The following is a 17,239-nucleotide window of genomic DNA, read 5'->3' on the forward strand; positions in this document are numbered from 1 at the left end:
GTCATGCGGTGCGCTCCGGCTCGGTGACCGTGGCGGCGGTGGCGTCGGAGGTGGTCTCGGGGGTGGTGGCGGTATCGATGGCGGCGGGGGCGGCGGTCGCGCGGGTGAGCAGGGGGCGGCAGGCGAAGGCCAGGACGGCCGCCGCGAGCGCGGCGCCGAAGGCCACGGCGAACACCCCGCGTGCCCCGATCGGCTCCACCAGCAGCCCGCCCGCCTGCTGGCCGACCGCGTCGCCCAGCACGGAGGCGAGCGAGGCCCAGGTGAAGGCCTCGGCCAGCGAACGGCCGTCCGCCACTGCGCCGACCAGGGTCATCTCCACCGCCGACACCAGCGCGATCGGCGCACCGCCGAGCGCCAGCGCGAGGGCGAGCAGCGGTTGGGAGGTGGCGGTCAGGGTCAGGCCGGTGCCGAGCGCGTACGCCAGCACCAGGCGCGGGAAGCGGGTCGGCGCGGGGACGTCGGACTGGGAACGGCCGAGCCAGACGGCGCCCAGCGCGCTGCCCACGCCCCAGCAGGCGTAGACCGCGCCGGTGCCGCCGGGGGAGCCGTGGGCGGCGACGAAGGCCGGGATGGCCAGGGTGAGCAGCCCGATCGGCACCGCGCAGGAGGCCATCACGGCGGTCAGCGCGAGCATGGCCGGGCTGCGCAGCGGGCCGAGCAGGTCGCGCCGTTCGGTGGACGGCGCGGGGTCGGTCCCGGTCGGCAGCCGGACCAGCGCCAGACCGAGCGCGCCGGTGCCGCCCAGCGCCGCGACGACGGTCAGCGCGAGCGCGGCCGACCCGGCCAGCATCAGCACGGCCAGCATCAGTGGCGCGCCGATCACCAGCACCTCGGCGAGGACCGCCTCCCACAGGTAGGCGGTGTCCCGCTCGGTGTCGGACAGCGGGAGCCGGGCCCAGAGCGAGCGCATGCAGGCGTTGGCGGGCGGCAGGGCGATCCCGGCCAGGGCGGCGACCACCAGTTGGGCCCAGCCGCCGGGCCGGGTGCCCCAGGCGAGGGCGGCCAGCGCGGCCGGGTAGAGCAGACCGGTGGCGAGCAGGACCGGCCGGCGCCCGGCACGGTCCAGTCGCCGGGCGACCAGCGGGCCGCCGACCGCCATCCCGGCGGTGTACAGCGCGCTGGTCAGCCCGGCCTGCGCGAAGCTGCCGCCCTGCTCGCGCACCACCAGGACGGTGGCCAGCGACATCAGGTAGACGGGCAGCCGGGACACCACGCTCCACCCGGCCACCGCCGGTACCTGCGGGCGCCGCAGCAGCGCACCGACGCGGGTGGCCAGGGTGTCGGCGGGGGGCGCCGCGGGTGGGGTGTCGCTCACCGTGCGCCTTCCATCGCGGGGGTCCCGGCGGCGTCGTCCGGGGCGGTGTCGTCAGGGGTTGTGTCGTCGGTGCTGGCGGTGGCGGTGGCGGTGGCGGTGGCGGTGGCGGCCGGACCGTCGGCCGCCGGGCCCTCGCCCGCCGGGCCGAGCTCGATGGTGAACGCGCCGAGCACCTCGCGCATCCGCCGTTCCACCTCCTCGATCGAGGCGCCGACGACGTGGACGTACCCCGACGCGTTGTGCGAGGCCCGCCGGGCGGACACCGTGTCGCCGACACCGACCTTGAGAACGGCCTCGACCACTCCGGGGACACGCAACAGGTCCTCCGTCGGGGTGATCCGGCGGACCGTGCCGGAGCCCGGCAACGGCAGCAGCAGGTCTCCCGCGCAGCGGCGGAGGCGGTAGTCGAGGCTCGGGCGGATGCCCCGGTAGACGTCCAGGGTGGCGCCGAAGACGTCGAAGCCGTACGCGTGCCCGTGGTTGGCCGGGATCTCGCAGCCGGCCAGCCGGATCCCGATCTCCCCGGCGAACAGCCGGTCGTCGATCAGGAAGAACTCCATGTGGGCGTAGCCGTGGTCGATGCCCATGCCGGTGACGATCCGCTGCACCAGCCCGCGCAGGTCGACCGGCGGGGCCTCGGCGGTGCCGACGCTGATGTTGGCGTTCATCGCACCGTCGACGATGTCCAGCGGGCGGCAGGGCATCGCGCTCGGCCAGGCGTCCAGCACCTCGCCCCGGTGGATGACGGCGCAGACCTCCCACTCGGTGCCGCCGAGGAACTGTTCGACCATCCAGTCCCGGGCGGTGAGGTCGATGCCGGCGAGCGACTCCGGCCCGTCCAGCCGGTGGGTGTCCACGCAGGCGAAGGAGTCCACCGGTTTGAGTACCACCGGCCAGCCGTGGGTGGCGGCGAACCAGTGGACCTGCCCGGCCGTCCGGACCCGCGTGAACTCGGCGGTGCGCAGCCCGAGTTCACGGAAGCGCCGCTTCATCTCGGCCTTGTCGCGGACCCAGGCGACCTGCTGGCCGCTCAGGTGCGGCAGTCCGACCAGCTGGGCGAAGCGCTGGGCCACCGCCTGGCGCGGCTCGCTCGGATTGCAGAACCTGCTCGGCGGGGCCGGCAGCCCCTTCGCCCACGCGCGGTAGCGGGTCGCCTCCCGGGCGATCGGGGCCCCGGCGCGCACCCAGAACACGGGCAGGTGCGCGGTGCGGCGCAGGTGCTCCTCGGGCAGGTCGTCCCGCACTTCCTCGAAGCGCAGCAGCACCAGGTGGTCGGGGATCGTCCGGACCGCGTACCGGGTGAAGGAGGACGGTCGGTCGTCCACCAGGAGCAGCACCGGGGCGTCCGGCGGGCTGCCGGACGATCCACCGGGCGGGCTGCCGGACGGGGGACCGGCGGACCCACCGGGCGGGGCGCCGCGCGGGGCGGGGGTGTTCATACCGCCTCCAGCACGCGTCGGATCGCCTTGACCGCCACCGCCTGCTGCTCCTGCGGCAGTTCGGGCGACAGCGGGATGCAGAGGGTGCGTTCCAGCAGGTCACGGGTGCGGGCGAAGCCGTCCCGGCTGAGCGCCAGTGCCTGCCCCTCGGGGGCGAGGCTCCACGGGAAGCCGTCGGCGTACAGCGAGCGGCGCCCGGTCAGCACCGGGTGCTCGGGCAGCAGGTACTTGCCCAGCGTCCAGTTGGCGATGCCCTCGGCGGTGAGGGCGGCCACGGCGGCGTCGCGCAGCTCGCGGGACTCGCAGCGGAACCGCAGGCTCACCTTGACGTCGCCCCGGGTGCGCGGGAGCGCCTGGAGGTCGGTGCGGTTGGGCAGCGCCTCCAGGGCGAGCCCGTACATCCGCTCCAGGCCGGCCAGCACCTCGTCCAGGTGCCGGAACTGCTGGCACTGGATCGCGGCCACCTCCTCGCTGGTGACGAAGTTCTCGCCGTAGTGGGCGTCCTGGTCCCAGGTCGGGTAGCGGCCGGGGACCCGGGCCGAGCCGTGGTCGTGGTAGCAGCGCATCCTCGCCCAGGCCTGCTCGTCGTTGCTCACCACCAACCCGCCCTCGCCGGAGGTCAGCACCTTGTTGTGGTGGAAGCTGTACACCCCCGCGTAGCCCGCGGTGCCGACCTCCCGGCCGTCCGGGAAGCGCCCGCCGAGGGTCTGGGCGCAGTCCTCGATGACGTAGGGCACGCCCTGCGGCAGGGCCGCCACCGAGCCCTCCATGTGGGCGAGGATCACCCGCTCGGCGTCGGCGGGCAGCAGGGTCGGGTCCAGCGACAGCGACTCGTCGGCGTCCACCAGGACCGGGATCAGCCCGCAGGAGAGCACCGCGCCGGCCACCGCGACGAAGGTGACCGCCGGGATGTGCACCAGGTCGCCGACCGAGGGGCGGGTGGAGATCAGCGCCAGCCGCAGCGCCTCGGTGGCGTTGTGCACGGCCAGCGTCCGGGCGACGCCCAGGCGTTCGCTCACCAGGCGCTCCAGCCGGGAGGCCATGCTCTCCTGCTCGGTCTGGTAGCGGAACAGCACCTGGTGCTCGATCACCTCGCGCAGCTCCGGCATGTCCTGCCAGTCGAGGTAGTTGGCGCCGTAGGGGAGGAAACGCTGGCCTTGGCGGTCGTGGAGGGTCATCGGGCGTCGGTCTCCGTGATCGGGTGCGTGGCGGCGTCGACGCGCAGCTGCTGGCCGCGGAAGTTGTGCAGCAGCAGCCCGCCGTCGGGCGTCTCGGTGAAGGAGGGACGGGCGACCGGGATCTTGCCGATCTTGGTGGTCAGCACGTACTGCGGCACGGCGAAGCCGGTGATGTGGCCCTGGAGGCCGTCCATGATCTCCCAGCCCTTCTCGACGGAGGTCATGAAGTGGGCGACGCCGGTCACGTTGTCGCAGTGGTACAGGTAGTACGGGCGCACCCGGATCCGCAGCAGCTCGGTCATCAGGCGGCGCATGGTGGGCACGTCGTCGTTGATGCCGCGCAGCAGCACGGTCTGGTTGCCGACCGGGACGCCGTGCCGCAGCAGCCGGTCCACGGCGGCGGCGGCCTCGGGGGTGATCTCCTTGGGGTGGTTGAAGTGGGTGTTCAGCCAGACCGGGTGGTAGCGGGCGAGCATCGCGCAGAACTCGTCGGTGATCCGCTGGGGGAGGAGGACGGGGAAGCGGGAGCCGATCCGGATGATCTCGACGCTGGGGATCGCCCGCAGACCGGCGATGATCTCCTCCAGCCGGCCGTCCTGGTAGGAGAGCGGGTCGCCGCCGGTGAGCAGCACGTCCCGGATCTCCGGGTGGTCGGCGATGTAGCGCAGGTCCTCGTCGTAGGCGCCGCCCTCGTCGTCGCGGAAGTAGCTGCCCTGGAGGTCGGTGGTGTGGAACTTGCGGGTGCAGTGCCGGCAGTAGACCGGGCAGGCCTCGGTGACCAGCAGGATCACCCGGTCCGGGTACTTGTGCACCACCCGGTTGGTCCGCCGGTAGAGCGTGTCGCCGACCGGGTCCACCTCGGCGCCCGGGAACTCCAGCAGCTCCTCGGCGGCCGGGACGGCCTGCTGGCGGACCGGGCAGAGCGGGTCGTCCGGATCCATCAGCGAGGCGTAGTACGGCGTGACGCTCCAGCGGTAGCGGCCGGCCACCCCGGCGATGGCGCGCTCCTCGTCGGCGGTGAGGTTGATCCACTGCCGGGCCTTCTCGGCGGTGTTGATGCGCTTGCGCATGTGCCAGCGCCAGTCGTCCCACTCGGCGGGGGTGGGCTGGGGTTCGGAGGTGCTGAGGTTGCGTTCGGTGCGGGCGGAGTGGGACACGGTGGCTCCGTACGGGGCTGTGGGTGTCGGGTGTTCGGGGTCGGGGTGCCGTGGGCTGACGGCCGGGGGCGCCGAGGGCCGGCGCCTCCCGGCTGCCAGCCGGTGCGGGGCCCGGGTCGGGCGGCGCGGTGGCCTACAGCGGCGCGAGCAGCAGTTGGCGGACGGTACGGGCGACGGACTGGGCCCCGCGCAGGTCGTCCAGCTCGGGGCCGAGCGGGGCCCACTGGACCTCCGGCGAGGGAGGGAGCCAGACGGCCCGGTCGCTGGGGCGGGCCGGAGCGCCGGGGCCGGTCGGTTGCGCGACGTCCGGTGGGGTCGTCGGGTCGAGGGTCGGGATCGGGAGGAGCCGGGAGAGTTGTTCGGCGAGGGCGCGCTGGGTGGGGCCGAGCGGGGGCAGGAAGGCGAGCGGGGCGCGCCGGGCGCGGGCCAGTGCCAGGGCGGCCATGGTCGGGGAGGCGAGCAGCAGCTCGGACTCGGCGTGCCGGGCGTCGACGTTGGTGTCGGCGGCACGGACCACCGTGGTGCCGGGTAGGCCGGCGGTCACGGCGCGGACCAGGTCGAGCGAGGTGTCGCAGATGACGGTGCAGCAGCCGGTGCGGCGCACGGCCTCGTCGATCAGCGCCGGCAGCCGGCGGGCGGTGAAGGACTCGGCCTCCGACCCGGGGACGCCCCAGAGCGAGAGCAGCAGCAGGGCGCCGCGCCGGTCGCGGTTGCGGGTCAGCCGGGTCGGCGCCAGCAGACCGGTGGGTCGGACACCGGGTGGGCGGTCCAGCCAGCCGGGCCAGTGGGCGCGGGAGAGGACGGCGCCGGTGGGATCGGGCGGAGTGGGCGGGGAGAGCGGAGTGGGTGCGGAGAGCGGGGTGAGCGTGGCGGTCGCGGCCGGGGTGAACGGGGTCGAGGACAGGTGCAGCACCGGCACGCCGAGCCGGACGAGGTGGGCGGTGGTCGCCTCGTCGTCGCAGACCAGGGCGGCACCCGGCCGTCGGCCGTCGGGCCGCTGGGCGTCGGTGGGCCCGAGCCGGGGCAGGTCCCCGAGGTGGGCGGCGATCCGGCGCAACGCGAGCAGGGAGTCCAACTGCTCCTCGCGGCAGGCGAGCAGCACGGCCCGCCGGTCGGTCAGTACTGCCACGGTGTCACCGTCCCCAGCCGGGCGACGTCGTCGCTGTAGCCCGCCGCCGTGGTGGAGCAGCCGCTGCACACCTGGGGGCCCTGCTCACGGAAGTGGTCCGCGTGGGACCGGAAGGCGGGGGTGTCCAGCAGGACGACGCCGTTCTCGCGCAGCGGCGCGCCGCCCGGGCCGTCGGACTCGTCCCGGTGCGGGATGCAGCTGCAGGCGTGCAGTCGGCCGCGCCGGCCGTCGAGGTAGATCACGTCGTCGGTGACGTGGCAGAGCGGCAGCGAGGCGCGGGGCGGGGTGGAGTCCTCGAAGTACTGCCACTGCTCCTCGGGCGTGTCCCCGTAGAAGCGCTTGCCCATCGGGACCAGGAGGGCCGCCGGGTCGGCCCGGTACAGCGGGTCGCAGACGGCGCGCACGTGTTCCGGGTCGGGGTACCGGATGGTGCGGTCCAGCTTGAGTGCCGACAGCTCCCACTGGCGGACCCCGGCCTGCGTCAACACCCGCTGGAGTTCCGGCATTTCGGCGTAGTTGTGCGGCCCGACCACGGTGTTGACGCGTGGCAGCACGCCGAGGTCGGCGGCCTGCCGCAGCCCGCGCAGCCCGGCCTCGAACATCCCGGGGGAGCGGCGGTAGACGTCGTGGGTGCCGGCCGAGGCGCCGTCCAGACTGACGATCACCTGGGCGAGCCCGGCCGCCGCCAGGTCCTTGACGTGCTTGGGGAGGAGCGAGCCGTTGGTGATGATCGACATCTTCATCCCGGCCGCCGCCCCGGCCCGGACCAGCTCGACCACCTCCGGGTGCATCAGCGGCTCGCCGCCGGTGAAGCGGACGTACGCCACCCCGGCCGCGCGGGCCTTCGGCAGCAGCTCGGCGAACTCGGTGGAGGAGAAGCGGTAGGCGTCGCGGGAGAGTGCGAAGTCGCACATGAAGCAGTCGGCGTTGCAGGCTTCGAGGATCCGGATGAACAGGTAGCGCGGGCGCGAGTGCGTGGTGGGGGACACGGGGACACCTGTGACCTTTCCGTCTGGTCCGGCTGGTCTGTTGGGGGGCAGTACCGTCAACGGCACGGGGACTCGTCAGCGGACCGGGTCGGCGGCTCCCGGGGGTCGGCCGGCCAGCAACTGGACCAGGGCGTCGGCGACCTGCGCCGCACCGGCCGTGCCGACCGTGTTCGTCAGGGCGCTCCAGTCGGGTCCGGGGCGATCGGAGCCGGCCCCGGCGGCTGCGGGGTCGACCCCCTCGGCCAGGCGTCGGAGCTGCTCGACCAAGGCGTCCCGGACGGCCGTCGTGGTGCGATGGCGGCCGAGGTCGGCGGCGCGGGCGATGCCGCCGTAGATCAGGTCGAGCGCCTTCCCCTCGCCGTGCGCCCGCAGCGCCAGCGCCTCGTCCTCGTCGAACACCTCCGCGGGCCAGCGGATCCGGACGTCGGCGCCGAGCGCCCGGCTGTGGAAGCGGCCGTTGAAGATCTGGCTGAGGTTCTGCGGCGGCAGGCAGAGGGCGGGAGTCCCGAGCCGGCCCGCCTCCAGCAGGGTGGTCAACCCCGGGGAGGTGAGCAGCACGTCGCAGTCGGCCAGGCGGCGCAGGAACTCCTCGTGGGGGAGGGCCCCGACCGTGGTGACGGGTGGATGGGCGCAGGAGTCCACCAACTGCGCGGCCAGCCAGGCGGGCAGGTTCCCCGCGATGTGCACCTCGGTGACCCCGCTCGCGGTGAGCGCCTCCAGCGCCGCGGGCAGGACGAGCCGTGGATAGCTGGCCCAGTCGGTGAGTTGGGGTGCGCGCAGTCCGCCGAGGCTGAGCAGCGCACGCCGGGGGTGCGGCGGCGGAGCGGCTCCGCGGGCGGCGGTGCCGTCGGCGATCACGGCGTCCACCCAGCGGAGTCGGCGCACGTCGGCCAGCAACCGGGCGCCTTCCGGCGGCAGCTCCACGCACCGCTGGGCGCAGTACACCTCGGCGTCCAGCGGGAGGTCGATGCGGTCGCCCTCCGTCCAGAGGAACGGCAGGCTGTCGACGAACACCACCGGCACCCCGCAGGCCCGCAGCGCGTTCGCCAACTCGCCGTCCAGCACCACCAGTGCGGCCTGCACGCGCTGCGCCCGGACGATCCGGCGCAGCTCCTCCTCGGACCGCGCCTTCGGGAGGTCGAACCAGCGCTCCACCGGATGGTCGGCGAGCACTGGTCTGCCCAACCCGGAGGCCAGGCCGATGAATCTCAGCCGGTCGCCGCCGCGGTGTCGGAGGGCGGACAGCACCGCGCTCAACTTCCCCGAGCTGCCCCACCCGAACTCCACCCCGGCCACGGCGACCGTCCGGGTCTCCGTCGTCTCCCTCTGCTCCTTCTGCACCTTCATCCGTGTCAACTCCCCCGTCCGTGACGGATCTTCTGGCTGTGTTCCGTCCTTCTTCCGTCGTTCCGTATTCGTACCAGGCCCGAATTGCGGGCCCGGTTCGGCTACCTACGAATAATCGAGCCCTAACCACCTCACCGGGTGAACTTGTCGTTGGACGGGTTGACGGAGGGCGGCTCATCGGTCAATCGGCTCCACGGACAAGCAGGTGGGGTGTCCGCTCATGGGGCGTCAATTTCCTTCTGCAGTCCGACCGTTCCTGTTCCGGGTCGATGGTCGGCGCCGTATAGTCGGTTCCTACTACTAGGGATCGGTGAACGTGATGACCAGACGGAAGATCTCCAACACCCTGGCGCTGGCCGTACTGGGCCTGCTGCTCGAACGGACGATGCACCCCTACGAGATGGCCGCCATCCTGCGGGAACGCCACAAGGACAGCAGCTTCAAGGTCAACTCCGGCTCGCTCTACGACACCGTCGAGGCCCTGGTGCGGCACGGCTGGATCGAGCCGGTGGAGACGGCGCGCGACGGCCGGCGGCCCGAACGCACCGTGTACGCGACGACCGAACTGGGCCGGAACGAGTTCGTCGGCTGGATCGACGAACTCCTCCGCAGGCCCGTCGCCGAGTACCCGAAGTTCATGGCCGCGGTGTCATACCTCGGTGCGCTCGGCCCCGACGGCGCGGCGGCGGCACTGACCGAACGGGCGGGGCACCTGGTCCGGCGGATCGAGGAGACGAAGGCGGTGCTGGCCGACACGGTCGGCGCCGGGAAGGCGCCCCGGCTGTTCATGATCGAGGTCGAGTGCGCCCTGCACGCCTGGGAGGCCGAGTTGGCGTGGACCCGGCGCACCGTCGCCGAGATCGGCGACGGCCGCCTGTCCTGGCCCGAGGTCGAGCGCTCCGAGGACGGCTGGACCTGGACCGGCCCGACGGACGGGGAGGGGACCACCCGATGACCGAGGTGCTGACCGAAGGAGCCACCCGATCCGAAGAGGGAGCGGACCACCGAATGACCGAGGTGCTGATCGTCGGAGCCGGACCGGCCGGCCTGCTGCTCGCGATCGAGCTCCGGCTCGCCGGCGTCGACACCGTCGTCCTCGAACGTCACCCGCAACGCCCGCCCTACTGCCGGGGCTTCAACCTCAACGCCCGCGCCCTGGACCTGCTGGCCCGGCGCGGCCTCGCCGACCGGTTCATCGGCGAGGGCTGGCAGGTCCCGCACGCCGCGTTCTCCGGACTGCCGGTGACGCTCACCCTCGCCGGCGCCCACACCGACCACCCGTTCTCACTGGGCATCCCGCAGACCCGGGTCGAGGAGGTGCTGGAGGCGCACGCGCTCGCGCTGGGCGCGGACATCCGGCGCGGACACGAGCTGCGCGCCCTGACCCAGGACGCCGAGTGCGTCACCGCGACGGTCGTCGCCGACGGCCGCGAACACCACGTCCGGGCCGGCTACGCGGTCGGCTGCGACGGCGGCCGCAGCACCGTCCGCCGACAGGCCGGCATCGACTTCCCCGGCACCGCGTCGACGGCCTTCACACTGCTCGGCGACGTCGAACCCGCCGACCCGGCGGCGCTGCCCTTCGGCGTGTCCACCGGCCCCGGCGGAAGCGTCTTCGTGATCCCCCGCCCCGGCTACGTGAGGATCATCACCGCCGACCGGCAGCCCCCGGCGGACCGGGACGAGCCGGTCACCCTCGACCGGCTGCGCGCCGCCGTCGCCGAGGCGCTCGGCCGCCCCGTCGACCTGCGCGCCGCGCGCTGGACCACCCGGTTCGGCAACGCCGCCCGGCAGGCCGCCGAGTACGTCCGGGGCCGGGTCGTGCTGGCCGGGGACGCCGCGCACATCCACCCGCCGGCCGGCGCGATCGGCGTCAACCTCGCCCTGGACGACGCGTTCAACCTGGGCTGGAAGCTCGCCGCCACCGTGCGCGGCACCGCCCCCGCGCACCTGCTGGACAGCTACCACGAGGAACGCCACGCGGCGGGCGCGCGCGTCCTGGCCTCCACCCGGGCCCAGGTGCTGCTGGGCGCCGCGGACGACCGACTCGGGCCGCTCGTCGACCTGTTCACCCGGGTCGCCCGCCACCCCGCGGGCAACCGCGCCCTCGCCGAGACCGTCACCGGACTGGACACCCGCTACGGCACGCACCCCGACACCGCCCACCCCTGGCTCGGGCGGCTGGCCCCCGACCTCACCCTGAGCACGGCCCCGGGCCCGACCCGGCTGTCCGAGCTGCTCGCCCCGGGCCGCGGTCTGCTGCTCGACCTGACGGGCGGCAGCGGTGCGGGAGTTCGCGGAGCGGCGGTGGGCGAAGCGGCGGCGGGCTGGGCGGACCGGGTGACCACCGTCACGGCGGACTGCCCGGAGCAGCCCGGGCTCCGCGCCGTCCTGCTCCGGCCGGACGGGCACACCGGCTGGCTGCTGCGCGATGCCGAGCAGGAGGACCCCGACGGGCTCCGGCAGGCCCTGCGGCACTGGTTCGGCGAGCCGGCGGGGGAGGGGGCGCGGGTGGCCTGAGACGGCCGGGCGGCAGGGCCCCGGGTGTGTGGGCCGGGAAAAGATTTGGCGAGATGCCCGGGAAGTCTTGTATCGTTCTCCGCGAATCATCCAGAGGGGTGGAGGGACCGGCCCTACGAAGCCCCGGCAACTCCCCGTTCGACCCGGCGTCCGAAGTACACGCCGTGCCGTCCGGGGTCAGTGCCAACTCCGGCCTGTCGCCAACGTGGCGCGGGAAAAGATGAGGAGACACGGTGCTCTCAGTGCTGTCCTTCGCCCGGGCGCTTCCCGCCCCGGCCCTTTCGCGTACCCGTCTCGTGTCCGGCGCAGGCATGTGGCCGACTTTCCAGGCCTGTTCTCGCTGACCACCCCCGCTCCCCACCCCACCCCCTGTGGAGCACCCGTGAGCCGAACCCACCCTTCGCTCACGGGAACTGAGACTGGAGTACCCGTCCATGGAGAACCTGGAGATCACGAGCGGCGTCGGCGTGCTCGACAAGATCACCTCGATCCTCGGCACCCTGGAGTCCGGTCCGGCCACCCTGGCCGGGCTGGTCGACGCCACCGGCCTGGCCCGGCCCACCGCGCACCGGATCGCCGTCGCACTGGAGCACCACCGCCTGCTCGGACGGGACCTGCAGGGCCGGTTCGTCCTCGGCCCGCGGCTCGCCGAGCTCTCGGCCGCCGCCGGTGACGACCGCCTGCTGACGGCCGCCGGCTCGGTCCTCACCCACCTGCGCGACGTCAGCGGCGAGACCGCCCAGCTCTACCGCCGGCAGGGCGACATCCGGATCTGCGTGGCGGCCGCCGAGCGCCTCTTCGGCCTGCGCGACACCGTCCCGGTCGGCCTCGCGCTGCCGATGAAGGTCGGGTCCGCCGCGCAGGTGCTGCTCGCCTGGGAGGAGCCGGAGCGCCTCCACCGCGGCCTCCAGGGTGCCCGCTTCACCGCCACCGCCCTCGCCGGAGTGCGCCGCCGCGGCTGGGCCCAGTCCATCGGCGAGCGCGAGCCCGGCGTCGCCTCCGTCTCCGCCCCGGTGCGCGGCCCGTCCAACCGGGTGGTGGCGGCGGTCTCCGTCTCCGGGCCGATCGAACGGCTCACCCGGCACCCCGGCGCCCGCCTCTCCCAGGCCGTCGTCGAGGCGGCCGGGCACCTCACCGAAGCCCTGCGCCGCCCCTGACCGGGGCGTCCGCCGTCGGGCTTCCGCGGTCCGGATTCCGCCGTCCCGCCTCCGCGTCGAGCGGGGCGGCGGAGCGCCCGGAGACCGTGGTGATCAGGCGAGACCCAGTGACCGGGGCACCACGGCCGCCAGGACGACGACCAGCGCCCAGATCGCCGGGCCGGGATCGGCCCGGTAGGCGTAGGTGAATCCCGAGGTCAGCCACACTCCGACGGCCGGGAAGAGGAGCAGGTACAGCGCGGCCGACCGCGCACGCCCGGTGGACATGACGGGCAGGGGCGCCCTGGCCTTCTTCGCGGCCTCGCGTCTCTCGGCAACCGCGCCCTCCCTGGCCGGGCCGGCGAGCTTCCCCGGGTTCCCGCCCTCCGTCGCCCGTGCCGCGATGCCCCTCGTCCGGTCCGGCCTCGCGACCCGCCGCCCGGACATCACGTCCGACGGCGGTGCCGAAGCCCTGGTCTCCCGTACGGGTATCCCTCGGTCCCGTCCTCCGTGTGCGGTCGGGCGGTCCCGGTCGGAGGTGCCTTTCTGGAATCCGGCCGGGCAGGCGCGGGCGGCACGGGGGAGTACGAACTGTCCGGGCTGGAAATATGACTGATAGTCGGCACATTCCCACGCTCTGCTATGTCATGATCTGCTCAATCGAGATCGATCCGCCGCAGGAGGGCATGAGTGGGAAACCCGCTGGTCGAACGGGACGGGGAAGGCGCGATCGCCGTCGCCGCAGGAGCGTCCGCACGGGCCGGACGGGGGCGGTGGCTGATGGTCAGAGCACTACCCGGAATGGGACGCACCGCGCTGCTCGAAGCCGTGCTCCGGCAGGAGTCGGTGTGCGGAGCGATGTCCGTCCGACGGGCACGCGGTGCGCGTGAGGAGGCCGGGTTCCCGTTCGCCCTGCTCCGGCAACTCTTCCCCGGGACGGAAACGGAGATACCTTTCGCCACCGAGTCATCCGTGGCCGAACAACGGACGTTCCACGACCTCCTCGCCGAACTCGCCCGCGAAGCCCGTCGGCAGCCCGTGCTGCTGGCCGTCGACGACCTGCACGAGGCCGACGAACCGTCGAAGCGCTGGATCGGCTACCTGGCCCGCCGGTTGGCGGGGCTACCGGTGCTCGTCGTGCTGACCGCGGGCACCGGGGGGTCCGTCGGCCCGTTGCCGGAAGCCACCGGGAGTGCGCTGCAGTTGGATCCGCTCAGCCCGCCCGCCGTGGCGCGGCTCGCGGCGGCCGCCGGGGCCCCGACCTGCGCCGGGACGTGGCTCCGCCCGGCCGACGGCAACCCCGCCCTCGTCCACGCCCTGCTCGCCGACGCGGCGGGGGAGCCGGGCCCCAGTCGCTACCGGCGAACCATCGCCGACTGGATCGAGTCCCGCGCCGACCCGTTCGCCCGCGCTCTCACCCTCGCGCTCGCCGTCGCCGCGCAGCACATGCTGGCCCCGGAACCGGCTCAGGAACCGCCCGCCGTGCTGCGCGAAGTCGCCGCCCTGTGCCCGGAGTTCCGCACCCTCCCGGCGGGCGCCGACCACCTCGCGCGGGTCCTGTCCGCGCCGCAGGCCCGCGAGGCCGCCCTCGCCGCCGCCGACCCCGCCGAACTGGCCCTGCTGCGCGGCCGGTTTGCGCGCACGCTCGACGAACGCGGCGCGCCCGCCACAACCGTCGCCGCCCACCTCCTGCACCTCGACCCGCCCGGCGAGGAGTGGATGACCCAGTCCCTGGAGGACGCCGCCGAGGAGGCGCTCCGTGCGGGCCGGACGGCGGAGGCCATCGCCTTCCTGCGGCACGCGCTCACCGGCCCGCTCGCCCCCGGCCGCCGCGCCGACGTCACCCAGCGCCTGGGCGCGCTCGAACTGCCCCACAACGCCGACGCCGGCGTCCGCCGCCTGCGCGCCGCACTGGAGTTGCACGCCGACCCCGGCGACCGCGCCGCCGTCGCGCCCGCCCTCGGCACGGCCCTCGCCGCACAAGGGCGCACGGACACCGCGCTGCGGGTGCTGCACCGCGAGAGCCGGACAGCGGACCACGCCGGCTGCGCCGACGCGCTGCGCTCCGTCGCCGCCCTCATCGCCTCGCACGACGCCGTCGCCTGGCGCGACGCGGTGGCCCGGATGCGGGAGTCGGCGGCGACCGCGCCCGCCGCGATCGAGCCGCTGATGCGGGCCCTGGTCGCGGAGTACGACGCGGGGGCGGGCCGGGTGTCCGCCGCCGAGGTGCTCGACCTGGTGCTGCCACGACTGGCGTCGCCCGAGCCCGTCGACCCGAGGATCCGCACCAGCTGGCTCGGCAGCGCGGCCACCCTGCTGCAGTGGGCCGACCGGCTCGCCGACGCCCGCGCCCTCGCCGACGCGTGCCTCCCGGCGCCGCCCGCGCTGCCGGACCCGACCGACGTCGGCCACCAGTGCCTGACCAGCGTCCGGGCCGAAGCCGCCCTGATGGCAGGCGAGTTCGGCCGCGTCCTGGCCGAGAACGCTCCGCTGCTGGACGCCTGCACGGAACGCGGCATCCGGCTGCCCCACCTGACGGCCATGGTCGCCCTCGCCCGGTACGAGCTCGGCGAGCGGGAGGTGGCGTGGCGGCTGCTAGCACGCGGGCGAACGGAGGACCGCCGGGCGGCGGACAGCGCCGACAGTTCCTGGGAGTGGAACGAACTCCGGTACGCCAGAGGGCTGTTGCACGGGTACGAGGGGAACCACCAGGCGGCGCTGGACGCCTTCCTGGCCTGCGGGGCGGGCCAGGACGCCCGCGACTTCGTCAGCCCGGTGGCCACGCCGTGGCGCTCCGGCGCCGCCCTGGCCCTGGCCGGGCTCGGGCGGCTGGCGGAGGGCCGGGAACTCGCGGAGACGGAGTTGGCGCATGCCCGTACCTGGGGCACCCCGCGCACGGTCGGCCGGGCGCTGCGGGCCCGTGCCGCCGTCGTCGGCAGCAGGCAGGCGCTGGAATCGCTGGCGGAGTCGGTGGCGCTGCTGCGGACGGCGCTCGCGCCCGTGGAGCTGATCGAGTCGCTGCTCGACCTGGGCCGGGCGCGGATCCTGGCCGGCAACAGCCGCAAGGGACGGGCCGACCTGCGCGAGGCGCACGGCCTGGCCGTCCGGCTGTCGGCCCGATCACCCGACGGCCAGGGCCGGTTGGCCGTCGCGGCCCGGGACGCCCTCGCCGTGGGCGCCGCCCGGCGGACCTGCCGGGAGGAGACCCCCGGTGACACCCCGCTCAGCCCGTCCGAGCAGCGGATCGTCCACCTCGCCGTCCAGGGCCGGACCAACGTCCAGATCTGCGCCGAACTCCACCTCTCCCGCCGCACGGTGGAGACCCACCTCACCAACGCCTACCGCAAACTCGGCGTCACCCGCCGCACCCAGCTGATGGCCCGGTTGGGGGGACCGGGGACGGACTGAAGCGCGGACGCGCGTGGGCGGACCGCGCGCACGGGCCCCCGGAACGGCTCGTGGTTTTCCACGATGCCCGCCGTTCCGCAGGTCGGGCAGGGTGGGTCGTGCCCGGTACACCGCGCATCCACCGTCCGCCGGGCCGGATGAGAAAGGTCCCGACCGATGCCTGTCCCCACCTTGCGACGCACTCTCGGAACCGTCGGCCTCGCCCTCGCGGCGGCCGTCGTGGCGACGGCGGTGACGGCCCCGAGCGCCACCGCGGCCGAGGCCCGCGGCACCGCCGGCGCCGTGGCCGTCACCGCGCCCGCCACCGCGCCCGTGCATGAACTCCCCGAGGCCGCCGCCGACTTCCGCCACTGGGGCGGCGCGTACGCCGACCGGGCGAGCGCCGATGCGGCCGGTGCGCTGCTGCAGCTGAGCGGCACCGCCATCGCGTTCGTCGTCGAGCTCGTCAACAACGGGGCCGTGCGGGAGTTCGTGCTCTGGTACTGGTGAGCCGCGAGCGCGGCGTGCTCCCGGCCGTCCCTCCCCACCCGCTCCTCCCTTCCCTCCCTGCCACGACCGAAAGGTGACAGTCCCGATGAAGACGAAGCGCTCGCCCCGAACCTCCGCCGCCCGCGCGCCCCGCGCGGTGGCCACGTCCCTGCTGGGCGCCGCCCTGGCGCTCGGCGGCGCCGTCATCGCGGCCCCGGCCGCGCAGGCGGCCCAGGCCCCCGCACCGGCCGCCGCCGCGACCGCCGGGCAGACCGAGGCGCCCGCGGCCCTGGCGGCCGCCCGCAGCACCCACGTGACGGTGAACAACTACAGCAGCAACGGCATGCAGCGGGTCTGGACCAGCCTCGACCACGGCTGCTGGACCAATGGGCAGCTGCCGACCGACTACCTGCCCGCGGGCCTCTCCACCTCGTGGGGCAGCGAGTCCTGCGGGTTCATGACGGGCACCGAGGGCGGGGCCGACTACGCCGTCGCCGGCGGGCAGGTCAAGATCCGCTGGGACAACCCGTGGGCCGGCTCCAACAGCTACTCCTGCGACGTCCCGGCCGGCTACTCGTGCTCGCGCAGCGGCGGCAGCGGTGACAACACCAACGTCACCTTCACGATCAGGGGCGGCTCCGGGTTCGCGGCCGCCGCGGCCAAGGGCGACAGCGCCGACAGCCTCCTGGCCGCGCGCAGCACGTACGTCACGCTCAACAACAACACCGGCAGCATGCTCGGCCGCACCTACGACCGCCTCAACTGGGGCATCTGGAGCGACAACCAGCTGCCCCCGGGCAACATCCCGCCGGGGCGCAGCGGTTCGTGGCAGAGCGAGTCGGACGGCTTCATGACCGGCACCGAGGGCGAGGTCCAGTACCTCCTCGCCGGGGCCGGCAACGTCACCGTGCACTGGAACAACCCGTACGCAGGCTCCAACAGCTACTCCTGCACCGCGCCCGCCCACTACACCTGCTCGCGCACCGGTGGCGGCGGCGACAACGCGACGGTGGCCTTCACCGTCTCGCACGACTGACCCTCCCCCCGGGGCGGGGGCCCGTCCCCCGCCCCGGGCCGTCCCCCGGCCGTGTCCGGCGCGCCGCCGGACAGGGGTGCTCGGTGGGTGGCCGCCGCCGTACCGGTGACCTGGCGG

The 17,239-nt window shown here is 74.6% G+C and carries 14 protein-coding genes and 1 riboswitch; of the genes, 6 read left to right on the plus strand and 8 right to left on the minus strand.

All coding sequences use genetic code 11. From position 1 onward, the window contains the following. Nucleotide 1: 1 nt before the first annotated feature. The 7 genes from ACIP4P_RS01315 to ACIP4P_RS01345 all read right to left on the minus strand — a co-directional run bounded on the left by ACIP4P_RS01315 (nt 2) and on the right by ACIP4P_RS01345 (nt 8,554). Nucleotides 2-1,315 (minus strand): MFS transporter, encoded by a 1,314-nt coding sequence (locus ACIP4P_RS01315; RefSeq protein WP_400913498.1) that lies wholly within the window; start codon nt 1,313-1,315, stop codon nt 2-4. Next, on the minus strand, nt 1,312-2,754 hold the full coding sequence (locus ACIP4P_RS01320; RefSeq protein WP_400913500.1) for an ATP-dependent carboxylate-amine ligase: 1,443 nt from the start codon (nt 2,752-2,754) through the stop codon (nt 1,312-1,314). The genes ACIP4P_RS01315 and ACIP4P_RS01320 overlap by 4 nt, the downstream gene beginning before the upstream one ends. Further along, complete coding sequence (locus ACIP4P_RS01325; RefSeq protein ID WP_400913503.1) at nt 2,751-3,932, minus strand: DegT/DnrJ/EryC1/StrS family aminotransferase; 1,182 nt, start codon at nt 3,930-3,932, stop codon at nt 2,751-2,753. Before ACIP4P_RS01325 ends, ACIP4P_RS01320 begins: the two co-directional genes overlap by 4 nt. Then, nucleotides 3,929-5,089, minus strand: a complete 1,161-nt coding sequence (gene blsG / locus ACIP4P_RS01330) for an arginine 2,3-aminomutase (RefSeq protein WP_400913505.1) — start codon at nt 5,087-5,089, stop codon at nt 3,929-3,931. The genes ACIP4P_RS01325 and blsG overlap by 4 nt, the downstream gene beginning before the upstream one ends. A 133-nt stretch (nt 5,090-5,222) precedes the next feature. After that, nucleotides 5,223-6,218, minus strand: a complete 996-nt coding sequence (blsF, locus tag ACIP4P_RS01335) for a CGA synthase-related protein (RefSeq protein WP_400913507.1) — start codon at nt 6,216-6,218, stop codon at nt 5,223-5,225. Further along, nucleotides 6,206-7,207, minus strand: coding sequence for a cytosylglucuronate decarboxylase (gene blsE / locus ACIP4P_RS01340; RefSeq protein ID WP_400913509.1), 1,002 nt, complete (start codon nt 7,205-7,207; stop codon nt 6,206-6,208). The genes blsF and blsE overlap by 13 nt, the downstream gene beginning before the upstream one ends. A gap of 75 nt (nt 7,208-7,282) precedes the next feature. Then, nucleotides 7,283-8,554, minus strand: a complete 1,272-nt coding sequence (locus ACIP4P_RS01345; protein ID WP_400913511.1) for a hydroxymethylcytosylglucuronate/cytosylglucuronate synthase — start codon at nt 8,552-8,554, stop codon at nt 7,283-7,285. Between the two features lie 319 nt (nt 8,555-8,873). On the opposite strand from ACIP4P_RS01345, the gene ACIP4P_RS01350 reads away from it, so the two are divergent. The 3 genes from ACIP4P_RS01350 to ACIP4P_RS01360 all read left to right on the plus strand — a co-directional run bounded on the left by ACIP4P_RS01350 (nt 8,874) and on the right by ACIP4P_RS01360 (nt 12,231). After that, entirely contained in the window at nt 8,874-9,509 is a 636-nt protein-coding gene (locus tag ACIP4P_RS01350) for a PadR family transcriptional regulator (RefSeq protein ID WP_400913514.1), read from the plus strand. 53 nt (nt 9,510-9,562) lie between these two features. Next, nucleotides 9,563-11,074, plus strand: coding sequence for an FAD-dependent monooxygenase (locus tag ACIP4P_RS01355; protein ID WP_400913516.1), 1,512 nt, complete (start codon nt 9,563-9,565; stop codon nt 11,072-11,074). A gap of 83 nt (nt 11,075-11,157) precedes the next feature. Further along, nucleotides 11,158-11,301: riboswitch (SAM riboswitch) on the plus strand. A 216-nt stretch (nt 11,302-11,517) separates the two neighbouring features. Further along, the gene (locus tag ACIP4P_RS01360; RefSeq protein ID WP_350515851.1) at nt 11,518-12,231 is read left to right on the plus strand and encodes an IclR family transcriptional regulator; all 714 of its coding nucleotides are present in this window, start codon (nt 11,518-11,520) and stop codon (nt 12,229-12,231) included. Between the two features lie 93 nt (nt 12,232-12,324). Here ACIP4P_RS01360 and ACIP4P_RS01365 read toward each other — a convergent pair whose 3' ends face one another. Further along, nucleotides 12,325-12,498: a hypothetical protein gene (locus tag ACIP4P_RS01365; RefSeq protein ID WP_400913518.1), complete on the minus strand. Its 174-nt coding sequence runs from the start codon at nt 12,496-12,498 to the stop codon at nt 12,325-12,327. A gap of 402 nt (nt 12,499-12,900) precedes the next feature. Here ACIP4P_RS01365 and ACIP4P_RS01370 point away from each other — a divergent pair, with 402 nt between their 5' ends. The 3 genes from ACIP4P_RS01370 (at nt 12,901) to ACIP4P_RS01380 (ending at nt 17,122) form a co-directional block, all read left to right on the plus strand. Continuing rightward, nucleotides 12,901-15,618, plus strand: coding sequence for a LuxR C-terminal-related transcriptional regulator (locus tag ACIP4P_RS01370; protein WP_400913521.1), 2,718 nt, complete (start codon nt 12,901-12,903; stop codon nt 15,616-15,618). Between the two features lie 156 nt (nt 15,619-15,774). Then, complete coding sequence (locus ACIP4P_RS01375) at nt 15,775-16,107, plus strand: hypothetical protein (protein WP_400913523.1); 333 nt, start codon at nt 15,775-15,777, stop codon at nt 16,105-16,107. A gap of 85 nt (nt 16,108-16,192) precedes the next feature. Beyond that, nucleotides 16,193-17,122, plus strand: coding sequence for an aegerolysin family protein (locus ACIP4P_RS01380; protein ID WP_400913525.1), 930 nt, complete (start codon nt 16,193-16,195; stop codon nt 17,120-17,122). The last annotated feature ends 117 nt before the right edge of the window (nt 17,123-17,239 follow it).

Source organism: Kitasatospora sp. NPDC089509 (genome assembly GCF_044749365.1).
Classification (GTDB): Bacteria; Actinomycetota; Actinomycetes; order Streptomycetales; family Streptomycetaceae; genus Kitasatospora.